12 protein-coding genes are annotated in these 22,132 nt (G+C 58.3%); 2 read left to right on the forward strand and 10 right to left on the reverse strand.

All coding sequences use genetic code 11. From position 1 onward, the window contains the following. Positions 1-361 precede the first annotated feature (361 nt). The 5 genes from GE107_RS25815 to GE107_RS25835 all read right to left on the reverse strand — a co-directional run bounded on the left by GE107_RS25815 (position 362) and on the right by GE107_RS25835 (position 9,632). Complete coding sequence (locus GE107_RS25815) at positions 362-988, reverse strand: response regulator (protein ID WP_219644596.1); 627 nt, start codon at positions 986-988, stop codon at positions 362-364. Beyond that, positions 989-4,420: an ATP-binding protein gene (locus GE107_RS25820; protein WP_219644597.1), complete on the reverse strand. Its 3,432-nt coding sequence runs from the start codon at positions 4,418-4,420 to the stop codon at positions 989-991. It lies immediately after the preceding gene. Between the two features lie 300 nt (positions 4,421-4,720). Beyond that, on the reverse strand, positions 4,721-6,046 hold the full coding sequence (locus tag GE107_RS25825; protein ID WP_219644598.1) for an ABC transporter substrate-binding protein: 1,326 nt from the start codon (positions 6,044-6,046) through the stop codon (positions 4,721-4,723). A 108-nt stretch (positions 6,047-6,154) separates the two neighbouring features. Then, the gene (locus tag GE107_RS25830; RefSeq protein WP_219644599.1) at positions 6,155-7,792 is read right to left on the reverse strand and encodes a response regulator; all 1,638 of its coding nucleotides are present in this window, start codon (positions 7,790-7,792) and stop codon (positions 6,155-6,157) included. Further along, positions 7,785-9,632, reverse strand: coding sequence for a sensor histidine kinase (locus GE107_RS25835; RefSeq protein WP_255570875.1), 1,848 nt, complete (start codon positions 9,630-9,632; stop codon positions 7,785-7,787). Before GE107_RS25835 ends, GE107_RS25830 begins: the two co-directional genes overlap by 8 nt. Positions 9,633-9,878: 246 nt before the next feature. On the opposite strand from GE107_RS25835, the gene GE107_RS25840 reads away from it, so the two are divergent. After that, complete coding sequence (locus GE107_RS25840) at positions 9,879-10,766, forward strand: carbohydrate ABC transporter permease (RefSeq protein WP_219644600.1); 888 nt, start codon at positions 9,879-9,881, stop codon at positions 10,764-10,766. Further along, positions 10,766-11,596: a carbohydrate ABC transporter permease gene (locus GE107_RS25845; RefSeq protein WP_219644601.1), complete on the forward strand. Its 831-nt coding sequence runs from the start codon at positions 10,766-10,768 to the stop codon at positions 11,594-11,596. Before GE107_RS25840 ends, GE107_RS25845 begins: the two co-directional genes overlap by 1 nt. A gap of 63 nt (positions 11,597-11,659) precedes the next feature. Here the strand turns inward: GE107_RS25845 and GE107_RS27350 are convergent, their stop codons facing one another. The 5 genes from GE107_RS27350 to zwf all read right to left on the reverse strand — a co-directional run bounded on the left by GE107_RS27350 (position 11,660) and on the right by zwf (position 22,091). Then, positions 11,660-12,775 carry a helix-turn-helix domain-containing protein gene (locus GE107_RS27350; protein WP_219644602.1) on the reverse strand — a complete coding sequence of 372 codons (1,116 nt, stop codon included), beginning with the start codon at positions 12,773-12,775 and terminating at the stop codon, positions 11,660-11,662. A gap of 233 nt (positions 12,776-13,008) precedes the next feature. Next, entirely contained in the window at positions 13,009-16,008 is a 3,000-nt protein-coding gene (locus GE107_RS25855) for a glycoside hydrolase family 9 protein (protein WP_219644603.1), read from the reverse strand. Between the two features lie 343 nt (positions 16,009-16,351). Beyond that, positions 16,352-19,591, reverse strand: coding sequence for a glycoside hydrolase family 48 protein (locus GE107_RS25860; protein ID WP_219644604.1), 3,240 nt, complete (start codon positions 19,589-19,591; stop codon positions 16,352-16,354). A 292-nt stretch (positions 19,592-19,883) separates the two neighbouring features. Then, positions 19,884-20,507, reverse strand: a complete 624-nt coding sequence (locus tag GE107_RS25865) for a cyclase family protein (protein ID WP_219644615.1) — start codon at positions 20,505-20,507, stop codon at positions 19,884-19,886. Positions 20,508-20,537: 30 nt separating this feature from the next. Then, entirely contained in the window at positions 20,538-22,091 is a 1,554-nt protein-coding gene (zwf, locus tag GE107_RS25870; RefSeq protein WP_219644605.1) for a glucose-6-phosphate dehydrogenase, read from the reverse strand. Between the last annotated feature and the right edge of the window lie 41 nt (positions 22,092-22,132).

Genomic DNA, 22,132 nt, shown 5'->3' on the forward strand with positions numbered 1-22,132 from the left:
CCCCGGCACCTCACGCTCCCACGTTAAGCTCCTACCGCGAGCTTATCTCACCCCCGGCACTCCCACGCCCCCACGTTAAGCTCCTCCTGCGAGCTTATCTCACCCCCGGCACTCCCACGCACTCCCACGCTCCCAAGTCAAGCTCCTCCCGCGAGCTTATCTCACTCCCGGCACTCCCACGCCCCCACGTTAAGCTCCTCCCGCGAGCTTATCTCACCCCCGGCACTCCCACGCTCCCAAGTCAAGCTCCTTCCTCAAACAATCACGACCATTACCTTCACCCCGAAAACTTATTAACTCTATCAATTCATAAAAAAAGACGGCCCTCCCGGCCGTTCAGGCCGCAGAGAACCGTCTTGTTTCAGAAACTGCCGGCATTCCGGATTTCGTGCATCTTCGCGATCGCCTGCGCCCGGCTCTTCACGTCCAGCTTGCTGAAAATTTGGGTGTTAAACCATTTCACCGTACCCACGGATACCGACAATCGCCCGGCGATCTCTTCGTTCGTGAGTCCCAGCGCCATCAAGTCCATGATTTCCTCTTCCCGTTTGGTGAGCGCCTGCAGCAGTTGTTCGGCCGGGATTCTCACCGGCTGAATGTCCGCGCGCCCGCCGCCCGTCCCCCGATAACGCCGCAAGTTCGCCTTCACGCGCATCACGAGCACTTGCGGATCGAAAGGTTTGGTTACATAATCGTCTCCGCCCAGCGTCAGCCCCGAAATGATATCCTCTGCCTCATCCTTGCAGCTCATGAACACAATCGGCATGTTGTGCTTTTCCCGCACGTTCACGCAAACCTCGAAACCGCTCATGTCCGGCAGCAGAATATCGAGCACGATCAGATCCGGGCGCAGGCTTTCCGTAAGCTCAAGCGCCCTGCGGCCGCTATCGGCTTCCTCGACCCGGTACCCTTCGTTTTCCAAGTATCCCGCAACCAGCTCGCGAATGTCCTCATCGTCTTCCACCAGCAAAACGACCGTTTCGCTCATCTAGTCGGCCTCCCTCTCATCCGCAAACTCAAATTCGACAGGCAGCGTAAAATAGAACGTGCTTCCTTCGCCCAATCTGCTCGCGACTCCAATCTCCCCGTCGTGGTACCGGATAATTTCCTGACAGATCGACAGCCCGAGTCCGGCTCCTTCCGCACGGGACTTGCGGGAAGCCTGCCCCCGGTAGAATCGGTCGAACACGTGCGGCAGGTCCTCATCGTCTATGCCGGACCCCGTATCGTGTATGCCGATCCGCACCCTGTCATACGGCGCCGACGACGCGTCAAGCTCGACCGACAAACGAATTGTCCCTCCGGGACCCGTAAATTTGATCGCGTTGGTGATGAAATTGTTCACGACCTGCTCGATGCGCAGAGGGTCGATCCGTACCATGGCGGTCTCCGTCGCTTTCGGATCCGGCAGCGTACACTCGAACCGCAATTCGTGCAACTCGACATCGGATGCGTATTTCTGACGCAAGTTTTCGACAAACGGCAGCAGCTCCATCTGCTGGAACTCGAATCGGATCTGTCTCGCCTCCAGCTTCGAAAGCTCGAACAAATCGCGGATGATTCGGTGCAAGTAGATCGTTTTGTCGTAAATCCGCTGCAAATACTTCCGGTCCTGAAACCGTTCGATCCCGTCCAAAATCCCTTTGACGTACCCTTGAATCGAAGTAAGCGGCGTCCCCAGCTCGTGGGAAATGTTTCCGAACAGCCGTCTCCGGGATTGCTCCATCGCCGATAGCTCGCGGTACGCCTGCTCCAGCTCCCGGTTGATCTGCTCCAGCGCGGTGTTCGTCTCCGCCAGCTCGGTCGTCCGCTCCCGCACTTGATGCTCCAGCATCGCGTGCCATTTGGCGACTTTCAAATGAAGGTTGATGCGCGACAGCAATTCTTTCTTGGAAACCGGCTTCGTTAAATAATCATTGGCCCCGGCTTCGAATCCGTCGACCAGATCCTGCACCTGGTTTTTCGCCGTGAGCAGGACGATCGGCAGCTCGCTGACCGGATGGTCCTCCCGAAGGCGCATGCATAGCTCGAAGCCGGACATTCTCGGCATCATGACGTCCAGCACGATGAGATCGGGTGTGAAACCTCCCGCGATCATCGCCAGTGCCTCGTGACCGCTGCCCGCCTGCTTCACGGAAAACTTGTGCAGCTTCAAATGATTGGAGAGCACCTGTAAATTGACGGGATCGTCGTCGACGATGAGGATGACGGGAGACGCGCCGTCTTCCGAGGCTGCAGCGACTTCTTCGTACGCCAGCATAACCGATTCCGGAAAGCGGTTTGGAGAAGGATGAGCGCGGGCCTCCGTTCCCCTGTCATCCCGATCCGTTTCCGTTACGCTCAACTGGGTTACAGACTGATCCAAAGTTTCAACCGTCGCCGCCTTCGGCTCGGCTGCCGCCGGAAGCGTGAACGTAAACCGCGAACCCCTGCCGATCTCCGATTGGACGCGAATCGAACCGCCCTGCAGCTCGACGAGCTGCTTCGTGATCGTTAAGCCCAGTCCGGTGCCGCCGTATTCCCGCATCGTCGAACCGTCCGCCTGCTCGAAGGATTCGAAGATGCTGTCCAGCTTGTCCGCCGGAATGCCGATCCCCGTATCGGAAACGTGGATTTCGATCCACGGTCCGGCTTCCGCCGGGCGGCCCGCCCCGACTTCCACGGTCCCGCCATGCGTGAACTTGATCGCGTTGCCGATCAGGTTGTGCAAGATTTGCTGGATCCGGTCGGGGTCGCCTTCCGCCCAGGTTCCCGCGGGTACGATATTGCGCAGCTCGATTCCCTTGTTTCGAATGAGCGGCCGGGAGAGTGCGACCATCATATCGGCAAGCGTATGAAGGTCCACCTGCGTTTTTCGAATTTGGATATCGCGGTGCTTTAATTTGGAGAAATCGAGAATATCGTTAATCAGGTTCGCAAGCCGCCTCCCGCTGGCCAGCACCATGGCAAGATTGGAGGCGACGGGCTTCGGAAGCTGCCCCGCCGCTCCGTCCATGAGCGATTCGGCGATGCCGATGATGCCGTGAAGCGGAGTCCGAAGCTCGTGCGAAGTATTCGCGAGAAACTCGTCTTTGAGCCGGTCCATCTGCAGAAGCTTGTCGTTCTTGGCCTCCAGTTCCCGCGAATAGACTTTGACTTTCCGATTCACCTCTACGATTCTCCGCAGCAAAATCAAGCCGATGCAAAGAACGAAGGCGAACTGTCCGTACAGATTCCAATCTACGTCGGCCACGGCGTACCTTGCGGGCGAATTCTGCTTCAAATTCAGCGGGATCGCCAGCAGCCCGGTGCGAACGTATGCTTCCGTAAAGATGACCGCCACAAATCCCGCGGTAAACAGCTTCGCTTCCGCATCTCTCCGCCTTCGGAGCGCTCCGATCAGCGTAACGAGCAGAATGAGCATGATGACCGGAAGAAGGTAATAGAAAAACCGCCAGTAAAACCCCTCAAGATAGCCGGGTCCCCATAGCATACCGGTGCCGAGAGCGGCCGCTCCGTACAATAATTCGAGCTGAGCGCATCTTCGGATGATCCGGCGGAACCCGGAACCGAAGATGCCTTCGAACATGAACAGGGCGCTCGGATAGGATATGTACCAGCTCAGATGGTCGAGATAACCGATCCATCTCCATTGATCCGCCTTGGCGAGCAGCTGCCAGCTTCCCCCCCACAGGAAGAAATGCACCGCGGTGGCGATCGTGAACAAGGAGAAATACAAGTACAGCCTCTCCGAGCGGAATCGGATGTACATGATCAGTGCCGACGCACCCATGAAAGTAAGAAGAAGACCCATCACATAGAATGGAATGTCGTCCCGAATCAGCTTGACGGTTAAATCCATCTGGGATCCCGTCCAGATGCCGAATCCGTGGATCACCCCCCGGCCGGGATACAGGCGGACATCCAGCGTCTTGCCCGCAAATTCCGGCTGGAACCGAAGCATTTCCCATTTGTTCAGGCCGATCGGCACTTTGCGGCCGTCGGATGCAAAGACGGGCTTGCCGTCCACGTACAGTTCGAGTCCGAACACAGCCGAAGTCTCGGAGATCAGAAAATAAGGGGTGACGCCGTTATCTTCCGGCAGTTTCGTCCGCAGCCATACTTCCTGGGACTGCTGCTTCGAAGATCTTTCCAGCGGACTGGCATATGCCATGCGCTCGAACGGATGCCAACCGGAATCGGTTCCGGCGCCGTTCGACCCGAAAGGACAGACCCCCTCGGCCGAATGGAGCTCCTCCCATCGGTACTGTTTCCATTGCAGTTCCGATACGCCTCCGCTTTTCCCCGCATCCGCAACGGCAGCATGAACCGGCCGCGCAGCCGCGGCCAGAAACAGCACGATGACGCACCATCCCAGCATTCCCTTCATTACGGTAAGCATCAATCGGCTCCGTTTCCCGTGCCGCACTTTCTCCATCATCCGATGATCGCCCGCTCCAACAACTATTTTTCATCATCGTACAACAAAATCGGACAATTCGTCAGCATGAAAAAAACGAACCCCCTTCTCCACGCTGCCGGCGGAATTGGAGGTTCTTATAGCGCTTAGTCATGCCCTGAATCAGGTTCGCCGCAACGGCTTGGGACGCCGCCTCAGTGAAGCCGTCGGCTGCGGACACCTGACCAAAGCAAGGGATTGAAAAAAAACCATACCCGGCGTTACCGCCAGGCATGGTTCCGATTGTGCCTCTGCCGATTCGAGATCGGCAGCCGGTTTTATTTATTTCGCTGCCCCGAGTTGAATCCAAGCTTTCTGGATCTCGTCAATAGCTTGGTCCTTCGTTTTGTTCTTACCGATATAGGCTTGCATGATTTCCCCGAGCTTCTGGTGGAAGCTGTCGAGGGAGTAGTTGACGGCCAGGTCGCCGGATTTGCCGCCGGCCTTGAAGTATTCCTCCATCGCTTTCGGCATTTGCAGGTTCGGCATCGTGCCGTCCTTGATCGGCGGGATGACCTTCGCCACGTTCGCGAACCAGTTCTTGCCGTAGTCCGAGGTGTACAGCCAGTTGAAGAATTCGATCGTTTCCTTGACGACTTTGGAGTCTTTGTTGATGCGAAGCGCCTGGTCCGCGCCGGTGATGATCCGGGCATCATCCGGATTATCGTCGACCGGATAGCCCATGATGCCGATTTGCAGGTTCGGGTCGATCTTCGAGATGCCTTCTTCCACCCATGCACCTTGGCCGGTCATAATCGCGGCTTTGCCGGTCGCGAAGTCGGTGATTTCGGCGTTCAGATCGCGTTCGAGCGGTTTCGGCATGCCGTGTTGGACGGTCAAGTCCACGAAATCGAAGTAGTTCATCAGGATCGGATGGTCCTTGAACGTCGTTTTCCCTTGCTGGAAGTCTGCGACAAGTTGCGCGGCGTTGTGCCCCGCTGCGGCGCTCAGGAAGTGCTGCATGATGTGCTTCTGGACCCACCATTCCTTGTAGCCGTTGGCGAAAGGCGTAATGCCCTTGGCTTCGAGCTTGGCGACGGCGTCCTTCAGCTGGCTCATCGTTTTCGGTACTTCCGTGATGCCGGCGTCGGCGAACAGCTTTTTGTTGTAGATGAGCGTGAACAGGTTGCCTTTGACCGGCAGGCCCAGCACTTTGCCGTCTGCGGACATGTTGGCCTTGACGGCGTCCGTCATCGCGGCCGCCAGCGGCTCGTTCGTCAGGTCGGCGCTGTACTCGGCGTATTGCTTAATTTCGCCGCCTGCGGTCGTCTGGAACACGTCCGGCGTGTTGCCCGAAGCGATGCGGGACTTGAGCACGGTCGGATAGTCGGCTTGCATGATTTCCAGCTCGATCGTGACGTTCGGCTTGACCTTCTTGTATTCCTCGATGTAAGCGTGGAAAGCATCCGTGTATTCCGGAGAAGCCGTGAACATCTTGATCGTGACCGGCGCGCCGCCGTCGCCGGACGGCGAAGCCGCTTGCGAGGAAGCCGGCGCGGAGGCGCTCGGAGAAGCGGCACCTTCGTCATTCGATTTCGAGCCGCAGGCGGACAGGGCACTCGCCGTCAGAAGCACGGCCAGCGGCAATCCCAACCATTTCTTAACCATTGTGCAGATCCCCCATTCATGAATGATTACGGTTTCATTCTAAAGAAACGGCGGCGCAATAAGAATGCATTTAAGTGACCACTTATAGGGTAAAAAAGTGGACACCGCTTAAACGCTCTCTTCGGCGCCGATTTGCTGGCGGTATTCGGTCGGGGATAGGCCGCAGTAATTTTTGAACGCTTTGCTGAAGTAGTTCTTGTCCTTGTAGCCCAGCATGTCGGCGATGTTCTGGATTTTCAATTCCGGCGCCTGGAGCAGCTCCTTCGCTTTCTCCATCCGGACCTTGAGGACGTATTCGTAAATCCCGTACCCGTACTCCTGCTTGAACAGCTTCATCAAATATTCGCGGCTCAAATAGTATTTCTCCGTGAAGGTGGAAATCTTGACGTCCTCGAAATAATGCTGGTCGATGTAGCTCTTGATATCGCGGATTTGGAACGTCCCCAGCGGCCTGGCATGATTCCGGACAAGGTCGCCGTAATGGTTCAGCACGCGGCGGAACTGCTGCTCGAACTGGGCGTAATCGCGGAAATCGCAATCGCCCGCCTCCGGGAACAGCCGTTGCTCACCCAATTCCGCAGGCGGCACCCCGATTTCAAGGGCCATGTCCTTGAGCAGAATGTCGGTCTCGCGAAGCGTCCGGATCGCATCCCCGAACGTGAAGAGCCCCGATTTGCGGAGATGCCCCAACATGTCCTCCGCCACTCCCTCGATGAACCGCGGATTCGGGTCCTGCAGCGCTCCCCGGATCAAACCGATGCGTCCCGTAATCAGGTGGACTTCAGAGGATGCGGCCGGCGCATGGTCCGTCGCGGCAACAGGGTCCGACCCCTTCAACAGATTGGCGGAGAGCAGCCGGGAGACCGCGCGGTCGTAGGAATCCCCGACGCCCGCCGGGTCGGAAGCGGGCTCTCCCACGGCGGCCAGCGCCGCGATGCCCAGCATGTCCCCCAGCACCCGGCAGGCTTTGCGGAGGAAAGACGCCGCCCGTACCGCATGGTCTTCCGCCTTCGTACCGGGTGCGAGAAAAACGGCGATCAGTTCCCGCTCCAGCTTCGGATTCGCGAAGCTGAAGCAGCGCAAGCCCCCGTGTTCCAATTCGTTCAACACGTTCGTCAGCGCGAAGTTCAGCAGCGCGCCGTCCCCGCGGAACCGGGAGTCCTTCACTTCCTCCCAGTTCAGGATGCGCATGACGGCCGCGCAGAATCGGGTGCCGGGCTCGTCCGCTCCGATCAGCTTAAGCGAACTCGCGCGCGTGCTATCATTGAAATTCCGGTTCACCATCGACAGGTAAATCGTCTCTTTCAATTTCGGAAGCGACATGTTCAAGGTGATGTCCCGGTCGATCGATTCGGTCGCCTGTTTCCTGCGGGCTTCCAGATAATCGAACGCCTTGGCCAGCGCCGCGTTCAATTCCGCCCGGATGACCGGCTTGAGCAAATAGTCGACCACCCTCGATTTGATCGCCTGCCTCGTGTATTCGAAATCGTCGAAGCCGCTGATGACGATCGTGAAGGTGCCGGGGGACCTTTCCTCCATGCGGCGAAGGAACTCCGACCCGTCCATTTCCGGCATTTTCATGTCCACCAGCACGAGGTCCGGCCGCCATTCCTCCAGCACCGCGAGACCCGTTTTCCCGTTGTCGGCTTCCCGGACTTCGCCCACGTTCAGCCTGTCCCATTCCCCGAGAATCCGGATCGCTTCCCGCGAAGGCAACTCGTCGTCGATAATGAGTACTTTATACATGTTCGGTACCTTCTTCCCCCGGCAATAGCATGCTCATTTCCGTGCCGGACGTATCCGTCCGGATCTCCAGGCGCGCCCGATCGCCGAAAATCAACTGAAGGCGCGTATGCACGTTCTTCAGCCCGAGGCTGTCCGTTTCACGATCCTCCCATTCCGTCTGCAGGGACCTCAGGATCTGCTCCAATTTCTCGGGCGGAATCCCCGGCCCGTTGTCCGCTACCGTGATGACGTGTTCCCCGCCGCGCCGCGCATGTCGGATCGAAATCGTCACGGCGTACGATACCTTCTCGAGTCCGTGTTTGACCGCGTTCTCGACGAGCGATTGGACGGACAGCTTCGGTATTTCAAGCCCGTACGCCTCTTCGCCCAAATCGTAGACCACTTGCAGGCGGTCACCGAAGCGGGCCTTCTGCAGCGTGAAATAATGGCGAATGTGCTTCAGCTCTTCCCGCAAGGTCACGACGTCCTTGCCGCTGATGCTGTAACGCAGCGTGAGCGCAAGGGCGTCCACCATGTCCGTGATGTCCGTCATTCCGCTCTTGAGCGCCTTCGTCGAGATCGCCTGAAGCGCGTTATAGAGAAAATGCGGATTGATTTCCGCTTCGAGCGCTTTCAGGATCGCGCTTTTCTCCACCAGCTTCATCCGGTACCGCTCGTTGATCAAATCGTTGGTCCGGGCGACCATCATATTGAACCGGTTCGCCAGATGCGCGATCTCGTCCCGGCCCTTCACCTCGACCTCGACGTCGAAGAACCCTTCCCCGAACCGGTTCATTTTCTGGGACAACCGTTTAAGCGGCCGGGTAATCGCGCCGGACACGAACGTGACGAGAAGCAGGGAGACGAGCAGGAAGACGCCTCCGATCGCATAGCTGTACAAACGGTTCGTCTGGGCGGCGCGGCTGATTTTCCCGTACGGAATCGCCTTGATCAGCTTCCAGCCGTCCGTCTCCAGACGGTCGAAGACGACCAAGTACTTCTCGCCCCCGTACTCCCAGTCGAAACGCCCTTGGCCTTCCCCCCGATTCATCCGGGCATACAAAGAACCGGCGGCAGCCGAACGGAAGAAGTCCGCGTCGTTCCAGTAATAAGGCGTATTCTTTTCGTCCACGTAAGCGATGAACTCCCCGTCCGACACCGGGATGTCCCCCACGACCCGGTCCCGGCCGGACGGATTGAAGTAGAACGACATGACCGCTTCCGCTCTCCGGTCCGACAAATTGCGAAGCACCCGATGGTAAGCCATGAAAGTGCGTTTCGTGTCGATGCCGTAAGCATGATCCGCAGGCGGCTGGACGAGCATCGATTGCGTCTCGCGGTTCTCGAGGCTGTCCAGCGCGCTCCGGAACCAGGCCGACTCGCTCACTTTTCCTTGCGCATCATAGAGTACCCGTACCCGGATATCCTGATCCTGACGCGAAATATAGTAGTATTTGCGTTGATCGATCAGATAGAGATAGATGGCTTCGATGTCGTCCCGGGAATAGTACAGCTGGCGGACGTAATCCTCCAGGTACAGCTTGGAAGCGTAATCGCCCGGCTCGTTGCGCAGCGCGAGAATCAGCTGTTCGAACTGAAGCGGGGGCAACGACATCTGATCGATTTCCGACCGGAACTTCTCCAGGTTTTTGTTCACGATATTCAAGTTGCTTTCCGTGCTGTTCACGTTGCTCTTGAACGATTCGTTCTCCAGCATCTTCGAGGAAATGAAGGTGAGCGAACCGACTACGAGCACGATAATCGAGGCGAACAGCAGGATGAGCTTGTTGACCAGCCGCTGCGCGACCCGGTGCGAGATTCGGCTCAGCAAACGCCGGATCCAAGATGCGAACGCTGTCAATGGCGGCCCTCCTTCCCGTCAAAACCCATTCCCCATTATACTCGCAAGGGAGCCCGCGCCCAATCTACTTTTTTTGGTGTCCTTTAGGCGTAGCCGTTTTTACTTGCCTCCCCGATGATCCATGCCGATTGTACACGTTATTACCCCTAAGTGACCACTTATCTATATTTCTTCCGTCCCTCAGCCTGCCTATAATGGGGAATATCGAACCATCCGCGGGCACAGAAACATAAAGGAGTGAACCTCATGCCAAAATTCGGGAGAAGAACGTTCGGAAAAATCGAATTCGGACTGTTCACCCTGCCGGTTCTGATCGGAATCGTACTGGCGTTCTACATTCCATTCTTCATGAGCATGTACTATTCGCTGACCGATTGGAACGGCATTTCGAAGCATACGAACTACATCGGTTTCGACAACTTCAAGCAAATTTTCTCGGGGGACGCGAATTTCGCGAGCGCTTCCCTGTTGACCATGAAATTCAGCTTGCTGTTCATCCTGCTCTCCAACGTACTGGCGCTCTTGATCGCGGTGCTGCTGGACCGGAACCTCAAGACGTCCGCCCTGCTCCGAGCCGCTTTCTTCATCCCTTACATCCTGAGCCTCATCATCGTCGGGTTTATCTGGAAGTTTATTTTCTCCCAAGGCTTCCAGTCTCTTGCCGAAATGACGGGCTGGGGGATTTTCGATTGGAGCTGGCTCGGGACTCCGAAAATGGCGTTCATCTCCGTGCTGCTCGTCTCCGTCTGGCAATCGATCGGGTTCTACATCGTCATCTATATCGCGGGGCTTCAGTCCGTACCGGCCGATTTGCTCGAAGCGGCGACGGTCGACGGCGCCGGACCTTTCCGCAGGTTCCGGAGCGTCACCCTTCCGCTGCTCGCTCCTTCGGTCACGATCGCGGTGTTCATGTCGCTTACGAATTCCATTAAAGTATTCGACGTCATCCTGTCCCTCACCGGCGGGGGACCCGGAGGAAGCACATATAGCGTGTCCTTCGACATCTACCGGGAAACGTTCCAGAACAATCTGTTCGGATACGGTACCGCGAAGGCGCTCGTTCTGTTCGTCGTCGTGCTGCTCATCACGGTCCTTCAGCTGACCTACTTCAAGCGCAAGGAGGTCGAGCATTGATGCGCGAAAACAAAACGGGCCTGATCGCGCTCGAACTCGTCATGATCGCGGCCGCGCTGCTGTTCCTGTTCCCGATTATCCTCGTCTTCTACAACTCGCTGAAATCTTTCGGCGAAGTGATGCGGGACGTCATGGCGCTGCCGCACAAGCTCACGTTCGAGAATTACGCCTACGTCTGGAAGTACATCGATTATCCGAAGCTGTTCCTCAACAACGTCATCGTCACGGCCGTCGGTCTGGTCGGCATCATCCTGATCTCGTCGATCGCGGCTTACAAGCTCGCGCGGACGAAAACGAAGCTTAGCGGTCTGATCTATTTTCTGATCATCATTCCGATGCTGATTCCGTTCCAGAGCATCATGGTTACGGTGCTGAAATTGGCGCGGGACCTGCATTTGGCCAACAGCGTGTGGGGTCTCGGCATCCAATATTGGGGGCTCGGCGCCCCGATGGCCGTCTTCATTTACCACGGGTTCGTCAAAGGCGTGCCCAAGGAATTGGACGAAAGCGCGACGATTGACGGAGCCTCCGGCTTCAGCCTGTTTTTCCGGATCATTTTCCCGCTGCTGAAGCCGGTTACCGCGACGATCGCCGTCATCGACATCATGTGGATCTGGAACGACTTCCTGCTTCCGCTCCTGATGGTGAACGGATCCGCGGACACCAAGACGCTGACGCTCGCCGCTTATACGTTCGTCGGACAGTACAACACCGACTGGCAGTATACGATGACCGCCGTCGTGATGGCCGTGCTGCCCTCCATTCTCGTGTTCATCCTGCTCCAGAAGCATATCGTCAAAGGCGTTACCGCAGGCGCGGTGAAAGGTTAAGCGGCTACAGCAAAAGCCCCGAGATGATCGGGGCTTTCGTCGTTTGCCTGTATGAAATTACGCTCAGGAAAAGAGAGAGCGGCGATACTGCCGGGGCGTATACCCCGTTATTTTTTTGAAGGTCCGGGTGAAGTTCGACGGATTCCCGTAGCCCAGCTTGATCATCACGTGCCCGACTTTCAGGTCGGGCTGGGCCAGATACGCTTTGGCCTGCTCGATCCGGCGATGCACGATATACTCGGACAGGGACCAGCCGGTCATTTTTTTGAAAAACCTGGACAAATAGACAGGATGATAATGGACGCACCGCGCCACGTCCTCTCTTGAAAAATCCTCCTGCAGATGGCGGTCGATATAGGCAAGCACCTTCTCCAGCACGACCTGGTCGACGCACGGCTCCCTTTTCCCCCATGTCCCGCAGGCCGGCGGCAGCGCCTCTCCGTCCGACGGGAACTCCTTCATCGGAACGGTCTCCCCGATCGAGTACGACAAATCCGCGTAAAAATACCGGCCGGCGATGGCTTTCATTCTCTCGCATACGCGTTCCAAATCGCAGTAAAGGTTCGCCAATACCGAAGGTCCGGTGAGCCACACCGCGATTTCCTGCCCCCTTGCCGCGGCGTAACCGGCTCCAGGCCTGCACAGCAGCTCGTCGGCAACGTTCAGCAGCGCGAATACGAGCAATTCTCTTTCCTTGGAAGTCAGCGCGATACGCCACCTGCGTATCGACAAGCGGACCGGCCGCATCCAATATTTCTCCGGTGCGGGGTGATTCCCGCGAAACGTCATTTCCCTCCTGTTCCCGCTTTTCTCAAGCAATCCCAACGCAAGCGACAGGACGAGATCCGGATGCGAAGGCTTGGTCCGCAGTTCGAACGGATAAGGCCCTCCCGGCCCCGAAGCGAGCAAACCGGATAGACCGGGCTCGGGTACGATGGCCGCGCACGCGGTCTGCGGACGGAACTTTCGTACCCAAAGCAGCAGGTTCACGCCTTCGTCCATACCGGTGAACTCCAAGTCGCACATCACGGCTTCGCATGGCCTTCGCGAGATCCAGTCCCTTGCTTCGCGGATCCCGCCAACGACGCATACGCGGCTGCGCGTCCTCTGCCTCTCTTTCCTTTCGGTAAACGCTTCTCCCGCGTATTGCGGACCTGCAACGAGCAAAACAGTCGGCACTCGGCTCCCTCCCAACTTGATCATGGGTTGAAGAGAAACGCAGGTAAAATCATGAAAAAATGGAAAACGATTTCTGCGCCCTTATTATAATGCTTGCCGTATAGGAGGTCTATCCACTCAAATGACCTACTTAGCATTCTCGTGACCCCGGAAGGTAACGAGGCCGGCGGAAGAACTCCGCGCCGACCTCGTTCCGTGCAACGCTACCCGAACGGTATTGCCGGTTCCTGTTTTTACGGTTCGGTTCCCCATACCAGGGTGCCGTTGTTGTACACCGTCACCTTGCTCCAATCGGCGAGCGCGGACTTCGTGCCGTCGAACGAGTAATCGTTCGCTTCGTTGAAATTCGACCAATCGGACTTCGCCATGCGGATTTGAATTTCACCCGTCTGTCCGCCCGCCGCGATCGATCCCGCAGCCGAGCCGAACGAGATTTCCAGGTACGTGTCCGCTCCCGTCTTCGCGGGATTGATCGTCATGAACGAGCCGCTCACGGCGGAAGTGCCCACCTGTGCCCAATCGCACCAGAAGTTCAAATTCGCCGCTCCGTCTTTGGTCAGGTAGTACCGCAGCTTCACATTGCTCAGATTGACGGCGGCCGTGCCGGTGTTCCTGATGTTGAACGTCGCGTAGATCATGTTGTCGGTTGCGTTGTTGTTGTTCAGCTTATACTGCGCGACCAGACCGCTGGGCATGCCCGTACCTCCGCTCGGCGTCGCGCTGGCTTGCGCCGAGTTCGCGCTCTCGCCCGCGCTGTTCACCGCGCTCACGACATAGAAGTATGTCGTGCCGTTCGTCAGCCCCGTGTTCGTATAGCCCGTCGACGTGATCCCCGTCGCCACCGTCGTATACGGGCCGCCGCTCGTCGTCGCCCGCTTCACGTTGTAGCTCGCAGCCCCGCTCGACGCCGTCCAGCTCAAGGCGACCTGCGCGTTGCCCGCCGTGGCGGTCAGTCCCGTCGGCGCCGCCGCTACGGTCGTGCCCGTCGTCGGCGTCGCGCTCGCTTGCGAAGAGTTGGCGCTTTCCCCCGCGCTGTTCACCGCGCTCACGACATAGTAGTAGGTCGTTCCGTTCGTCAAACCCGTGTTCGTATAGCCGGTCGACGTGACGCCCGTCGCCACCGTCGTGTACGGGCCGCCGCTCGTCGTCGCCCGCTTCACGTTGTAGCTCGCAGCCCCGCTCGATGCCGTCCAGCTCAAGGCGACCTGCGCGTTGCCCGCGGTGGCGTTCAGTCCCGTCGGCGCAGCCGGTACGGTCGACGGATTGCCGCCGTCCGGCTCGCTGCCGAATACCTTGACGCCGTTATCGTACAGCGGAAAACGCGCCGTCTTGACCGCGGACGAACTCGTCAGTCCTTGCGCGGAGTAATCGTTGTTCGGGTTCCAAAACGACGTTCCCGAAGGGGCTGCCAAACGGAATTGAACCTCCTTCTTGTAGTGCGGCTGCCCGCCGGGATAGATTTTCGTGCCCGTGAAATCGACCGTTACGTAATAGATGCGACTGGCCTCGTCGTACGCCGTGAGCGGAGAAACGGCCGCCCCTTGGTTATAGTTCGTGCTGATCGCAATGTCGTTTTTCGTATATCCGGCCGCATACACTTCGGACAGATCCACGTAGTAGCGGAACGATAGCTTGTCGCCCATGCGCGCCGGCCAGCCGGAGCGGTTGTTCACGAGCGCCTTGATCTCGGTGTAGGTCGGCCCCGTGCTGTTGAACGACGCTTCCACGAACATTTCGTCTTCCTTCGTTTCCGGCGCCGGGAAATTCGCGAGCGGCTGTTGTCCCGTGCCGAAAATCAGGTTCATCTTCGCGAGCACGCCGGTGAATCCGGCGTTGTAATCGGTCGCGACTTCGTTGCTGACGTAATCGCCGATCGAATCGGTGTAGGCGTCGCTGCTGTTCGGTCCGCCGACGAGCGCGCCGTACAGCACGTGGCGGTGATTGGCAGGAACCGATTGGCTGTCCGCCCAGGAGCCGTGCGACGTCCGGTGGTGCGGATGCTGCGGCGGATTCGTGCCGAAGCCGATCACGTAGCTGCTATTGCGCGGATTGTCGCCGAGCGCATAGAGCGCTTGACTAACCGCGAAGTTTCTGTACCGGTTTTTCTTGGCGGTGTCCGTTACCCAGTCGGAATACACGAACGCGAGGAAAGAAGCGTTCATCGCATACCGCAGGGAACCCCACGTATCCAGCCAAGCCAACCCGCCGGGGGTGTACGTGATCCGTTCGCCTGTCCCCGATACCCCGGTCGTCCAGTAATCGAGGTTCCGTTCCGTCGAGGCGATGAAAGAGGCGTCGTTCGTAATTCGGGCAAGCAGAAGCTGGGCGCCGTAATGCTTGTCATCCCAGGATTGCGTCCATTTGTAGCCCCAGTTCGCCGTCTGCCCTTCCTTGCCCCAGTTGTTCGAAGCGGCGATCGCTTTCGTCAAATACGTCGCGTTGTTCGTCGCCAAGTAGAGCCAGGCGGCTCCCCAGGACAGCTCGTCCCAATAGCCCGACCAGGAATTGTAGAAGGATTGGGCGTCCGTCACGCAATCGCTGTATTTGCCGCGATACGTGTCCGCAAACGTGTACAGCTGCTCGGCGTGCGTCAGCAGCGTGGCCGAATAAGCGGGATTGGTCTCCTTGAACACGATCGACGCCGCCGCCAGCGCGGCCGCCGTCTCGCCCGCCACGTCGGAACCGGGACACGTTGCGGTGATTTTGTACGAAGGACGATTTATCTGCATCACTTCCGCCGGTCCCCACCAGGCGTGATCGGCCGAGCCTTGTCCGACCTGCACGTAAAGCTCGTTCGGAGCCGTATGCGCTTTGATAAAATAGTCCGTCGCCCACTTGATGTTGTCTAAAATCTCCTCGTATTGCCCCGCCTGCTTAAAACCGTCCTCGTATTCGTAGACGGCCCAAGCGAGCATCGCCGCCGAAGCGGCCATCGGAAGTCCGAACTTGACGTGGTCGCCGGCATCATACCAACCGCCGGTCAAGTCCTTGCCCGCGTCCGCTCCGTCCGTCATCCCCGAGTCTCCGCGCCACTCTACGCGGTTGTTCGCCGGCAGATCCCCGGAGCGCTGGGCTTCGTAGAAATAGATCGCTTTCTGAAGCGCTTCCGCATAGTTGTAAGAATTGGCGGCGGCGTTGGAACGTTGAATCCATGGAGATCCAAGCAACAGCGAAGAGCCGACCGCCGCGACGAGCAACAGCTTTGCCGCTTTTGTCCACCCGAGCGTCTTCATCCTGCACCTCCTCGATTGAGAAATGTTCATAGCCTTTGAACCGGCAAGACTCGACAAGATCTCCTTTCCGAAAAGGATTTTCATACGTAAATCCATTATAAATCGGAGAAATTGACAAAAATGTGCTTTATATAACCTATTTGTTTCCTCTTTGTAACCGCATGATCGCAACGGGTCACCCGGCAGTTGTGCTTACCGGAATATTCGCCCGGTGAAACAGGGCGGAACAGGGTACAATCCAACCGCGTTTGGTCTATCTGAATCACCAAAAAAACCGCCCTCCGTGTCAATGTCTGACGCGAGAGGGCGGTTGGGACTGTTTCCGGTTAACGGGAGATCGTCCTTACGGTTCGGTCCCCCATACCAGGGTGCCGTTGTTGTACACGGTCACCTTGCTCCAGTCGGCGAACGCGGACTTCGTGCCGTCGAACGAGTAATCGTTCGCTTCGTTGAAGTTCGACCAATCGGACTTCGCCATGCGGATTTGAATTTCACCCGTCTGTCCGCCCGCCGCGATCGATCCCGCCGCCGAAGCGAATGAAATTTCCAGGTACGTGTCCGCTCCCGTCTTGGCCGGGCTGACCGTCGCGAATGCGCCGCTGACGGCGGATGTGCCCACCTGCGCCCAGTCGCACCAGAAGTTCAGCGCGGCGCTGCCGTCTTTCGTGAAATAATAGCGCAGCTTCACGTTGCTCAGGTTGACGGGGGTCGTACCGGTGTTCTTGATGTTGAACGTCGCGTAGATCATATTGTCGCTCGCGTTGTTGTTGTTCAGCTTATACTGCGCGACCAGGCCGGCGCTCGGAGCTTGAGGCGTCGCGCTGGCTTGCGCGGAGTTCGCGCTTTCGCCCGAAGCGTTCACCGCGCTGACGACGTAATAGTACGTCGTGCCGTTCGTCAGCCCCGTATTCGTGTAGCTCGCCGCCGTCACGCCCGTGGCGATTGTCGTGTACGGGCCGCCGCTGGTCGTCGCCCGCTTCACGTTGTAGCTCGTCGCGCCGCTTGATGCCGTCCAGCTGAGCGCCGCCTGCGCGTTCCCCGCCGCCGCCGTCAAACCGGTCGGCGCCGCCGGCACCGGTTGCGCTTGCGGCGCGGCGCTGACTTGCGCGGAGTTCGCGCTTTCGCCGACGCTGTTCACCGCACTCACGACATAGTAGTACGTCGTGCCGTTCGTCAGCCCCGTGTTCGTATAGCTCGTCGCCGTCACGCCCGTGGCGATCGTCGTGTACGGGCCGCCGCTCGTCGTCGCGCGTTTTACGTTATAACTTGTCGCCCCGCTCGTGGCCGTCCAGCTCAGCGACGCCTGCGCGTTGCCCGCCGTCGCCGTAAGGCCGGCCGGAGCTGCAGGAACCGACGGAGTCGGAGGCACGAGCAGCCGTTCATACTCCGCGTAGGCGGTCGCAATGTCGACCTGCGCCCAGAAACGGTGGTATTTGAAGGTCGGAACGCCGTTTGTCCATTTCTGCGTGGTCGGGTTCCAGGAAGAGTTGTAGAGATTGGTCAAATAGGACCATTTCGGATCCTGTGTGATTTTCGGCCGCAATTCCGGATAGCTGATGTACACGCCGTTGCCGCCCTTGGCGGGATCGGAGGCGACGCCGCCCGAACCGGGGATCGTATTGCCCTGGCCGTAGGTTCCGCTCCAGCCGCTGGGGAAATAGAGCTCTTTCGTGAAATATCGGAAGTAGTCGGCCCGCTGCTCATCGGCCGCAATCCCGACGCCGTCGTTGAAGTTCCAGGCGACGTTCAGCAGCTGCTCCGCCAGCGTCTTCGCCTGGTTGCCGAGCGTCGTGAAGCTGCCGGTTTCGGCTTTGGTCCCTGCCGCGAAGAACGAGAGCGCCTTGATGTAGCTGCCGAGCACCCCGACGTCTTGGCTCGGACTTTTCGTAATGACGTGATAGTTCGGATTCCCGGTGAAGGACGAGAAGCCGTTCCACGTATCCGGCTGCCCGGTCCATTCCTGCCCGCTCGGAATCCAGAACTCTCCCGGAGCCGAAGTCGTCGCGACCGCGGGATTCAGTCCGCCCAGTATCCTTTGCCCGGACGCGTTCAGATAATAGCCGTCCGAATCGGTGACCGGGCGCTTGTCGACGAACACGTAGTCGATCGACCAGTCGATCCATTTGGAGATGACGTTTTTCGCCATCTGGAAGTTTTGAGAGCTGATGTCTCCGCTCGATGCGAGAATATAGTAAAGCTCGGCGACCCGCTCCATCGGCCAGGCTTGGAACCCGAACCAGGTGTTCGAATTGGGATCGTGATATACCGGCGCCTCTTGGTAAGCCATCCCGTAGAACTTGCTGACGCCAGCCGGATAAGCGCTGTAGCTGCCGTTCCAGCTGTTCGTCGCGCCGCCGCCGATGCCGCCTTCCGCGGTGAGCAGCCAGTTGTAGAATTCCAGCTGCCGCTTGAGCGATTCGTTCCAGTCCGTTTGGGCCGTCGCCGAAGACGGAACGAGACCGCCGCCCGGACTCGACAAGGCATACGCCGCTACCGGATTTTGATAAGCCTGATGCGTATGGCTGGCGCCGATTCGCCAAGCCCAGTTGGCGCCCGAGCCGAGGCCGCCGCCCCATGACGTATACCAAGCCATCAAATAATGAGCGGAGTTTTTCCCGGACCCCGGCGTCGGAGTGCCGCTGCTTGCGCTCCCGATTTGTTGGAAGTATTTGTCGTACATTCCGTAACGGAGGTAGTCGCCCATTTTCTTGGCTTTGTTCAGGTAAGCCGAATTGTTGTAACCGAGCTGTTTGGCCCAGTACATGACCTGAACGGCCCGCGCATCCGCGTCGGTCGCATTGGAATACCGCCACTGCGCCGCAGGTGCCTGATTTTCCTTGGTAAACAGGGACATGAACCCTTCATTGGTTTTGCCGAACGTTTTGTTGTCTTGCGACGGGTGCGTAATCGCCTCCCAGACGGATTCCTGCTCGCCGCGCTGGAATGTGTTCACGTAACTCGCCGTGTGGGTAGGATTCAGCAGGTTCCCGAAACCGTACCAATTATCCACGTCGACCAGCCAGTGCATCAAGTAGGTCTGGTTGTTGCCGTACGTCGCTTTCAGCTCCGCGTCGAGCGGATCCTGCCCGGCCGCGTATTGTCCCGACAATTGCGACGGATATTGATCGGGATAAGGCTTCTCCGCGGCGTAGGTCGCCGGACTGTTCGGGTTGTAGGAGCCCATCGTCGGCTGCTCCTCTTTCCCGTCTCCTTCATTTACCGGAATGATATATTTCTCCATGTTGTCCCACGCAGCTTCCAAATGGGACCAATCGCCGGTGTAGTACCCGTACAGCGTTTCCAGCCAGAGCCAGTAGCTGTACGCTTCCGAGGTCGTCATATGGCCGTAATCGGGCGCTTCGCTGATGAGCGTCTCGATGGAATGGTAGGGAATGCCTTCCGGCGAGAAATATCCGTTCGCCGGATTCTTGATCTGATTGTAGAGCTGCAGAAAACGTGTTCCGTTCACGCCGGCCGCCTCCGCTTTGCCGACCGGAGCGATCCAAAGCGAGCCCCATGCAGCGAATACGACGGCCAGCGCAATCCAGGAAACGAACACGATCCGCGAATACTTTCGAATCATTTGATTTTCCTCCTTCATCCTTGAATGGGTCGGTCCGCCGGGGTTGCTTTGCGCATCAACCAGCAAGATTCATGTTTCGCTCCCTCTCCTTCATGTAAAATGATGGCAATTCCGATTATACGACGGCTCCGCCTGCAGCAATGTGCGCCATGTAACCTGTTGCTAACGTTGTCGTGACCTTTTCCTCCTACCGCGGGCATGCATGCAATAAAAAACGCCCTCTTTTCCCGATTCGGGAGAAAGAGAGCGATTTCGGCAGGTATGATAAAGAATCGTTTTCTTCCGTGCGGTTTCAGTCCCCGAGCAGGAAAGCCCGGGCCGGTGCCGCGTCGATGCCGGTCAGCTTGAGCGGCGCGAGGATCAGCGTGTAATTGCCCGCCTCCACGTGCTTCAGCCGCAAGCCTTCCACGATCACGATGCCTTTGCGCATCAACGTGCGATGCGTCGGGTACTCCGGCTGCGCGCGCTCGATGCCGAGCGCGTCGGTCCCGACCAGCGCCACGCCGATTTCGGCCAAATACTCGGCACCGTCCGCCCGCAGGTACGGAAACTCGAGGTCGAACGCCTCGGTCAAAGAGCTCGACGTTTTGAACAGGATCCGCTCGCCGCGCTGGATGGCGTACGGCACCAGATCTTCCTTGGAAATGTGGTCCTTCAGGTGCGTAAGATCCAGTACGCGCGCCGCGCCGTTCAACTGTTCGAGCGTAACCGTCTCGATCGTGTCGCCGCCCGGCAGCATGTGGAGCGGAGCGTCGACATGCGTGCCGCAGTGCACGTCCATGTCGAGCCGGCTTTCATGCGGTTTTCCTTGATCGTGATTCTGTACGTTCGTGATCCGAGGCTTCTTGTGCTCGTAGCCTTTCCACACTTGCATGCCTTCTTCGATCGTCATGCTGATATCGATGATGCGGCCCAATCCCATATCCGGTTACCCCCGCTATGCTTGTTATTTCTCCGTGTTGGTGACCCAAATCACGTTGTCTTCCTCTTGTCCGTTCACCGGCCACCAGTGGAAGCCGTCTTCTTCGAGCAGCTTGTTCGCTTGCTCCGGTCCCCAGGATCCGGCCGGGTACAGGAAAGGCTCGATCTTGTGCTCTTTCCACGCGGCCGCGATCGGATCGATCAGCTGCCATGCCGCCGCGAGCTCGTCCCAGCGGGTGAAATAAGTATGGTCCCCGCGGGCCGCGTCGAAAATCAGTCTTTCGTACGCCTCCGGCGTGTTGATGCCGATCTGGCAGCTCTGGCAGAATTCCATGGCCACCGGCTGGATCGTCATGTCGTTGCCCGGTTTTTTGGCATTGATCTTGATATAGATGCCTTCCATCGGGTTGACGCGGATGACGAGCAGATTCGGCGCCAAATCCTGGCGGCGCGCGAACAGGACGTTATTCGGCACGTTCTTGAATTCCACCACGATTTCCGTGGACTTGACCGGCAGGCGTTTGCCCGTGCGCACATAGAACGGCACGCCGGCCCAACGGAAGTTGTCGACGAACACCCGTGCGGCGAAGAACGTTTCCGTCACGGACTCGGGATCGACGGAATCCTCCTCGCGGTATCCTTTCAATTCCTTGCCTCTCAGCGAACCCCTCGCATATTGCCCGCGGACGATACGGTTGCGGACGTCTTCGGCCGACTCGAACTTGCGGATGGACCTCAGCACCTTGACCTTCTCGTCCCGGATATCTTCGGCGTCCAGGCGGCTGGGCGCCTCCATCGCGATCATCGTCAGCATCTGCAGCATATGGTTCTGCACCATGTCCCGCAAAGCTCCGGATTTGTTATAATACGCGCCGCGTTCCTCCACGCCCACCGTCTCGGCCAGCGTGATCTGCACGTTCGCGATGTGGTGGTTGTTCCACAGGGGCTCGAAGAATGCGTTGGCGAACCGGATCATTTCGATGTTCTGGACCATTTCCTTGCCGAGGTAGTGGTCGATCCGGAACACTTCCTCTTCCTTGAACACCCGGCTGATTTCTTCGTTCAGCTTCTCCGCGGAAGGATAGTCGTAGCCGAACGGCTTCTCGATGACGAGGCGGTGCCAGCCCGCGCTTTCCAGCATGCCTCCGTCGCGGAGGTTATGCGAAACGGTGCCGAACAATTCCGGCGCCAAGGCCAGATAGAACAGGCGGTTGCCGGGAATGCCGAATTTGGCTTCCCGCTCTTCCGTATGGGCTTTCAGCCGGCGAAACCCTTCGACGTTGCCGATATCGAGGGACTGATAGCTGAAGTGCTCCGCGAAGGCGTTCCACTCGTTCGCCTCGCCGGGCTTATAGCGGCAGAACTCCCGGATGGACTCATGCACGTCGTCGCGGAATTGCAGGTCGGTGCGCGGACGGCGGGCCAGCCCCACGACGGCGAACTTGTCTCCGAGCTTGCCTTCGCGGTACAGGCTGTACAACGCGGGAAACAGTTTGCGGCGGGCCAAGTCGCCGGTCGCTCCGAAAATGAAGTAGACCGCTTCGTGGGCGGAAATCGATTCCGTTTTGTTGTCCGTCATGTTCCTCATCTTTCTTCCAGGCATGGGTGTGGCGGTGCGCC

This window comes from Cohnella sp. CFH 77786 (assembly GCF_019400745.1).
Classification (GTDB): Bacteria; Bacillota; Bacilli; order Paenibacillales; family Paenibacillaceae; genus Cohnella.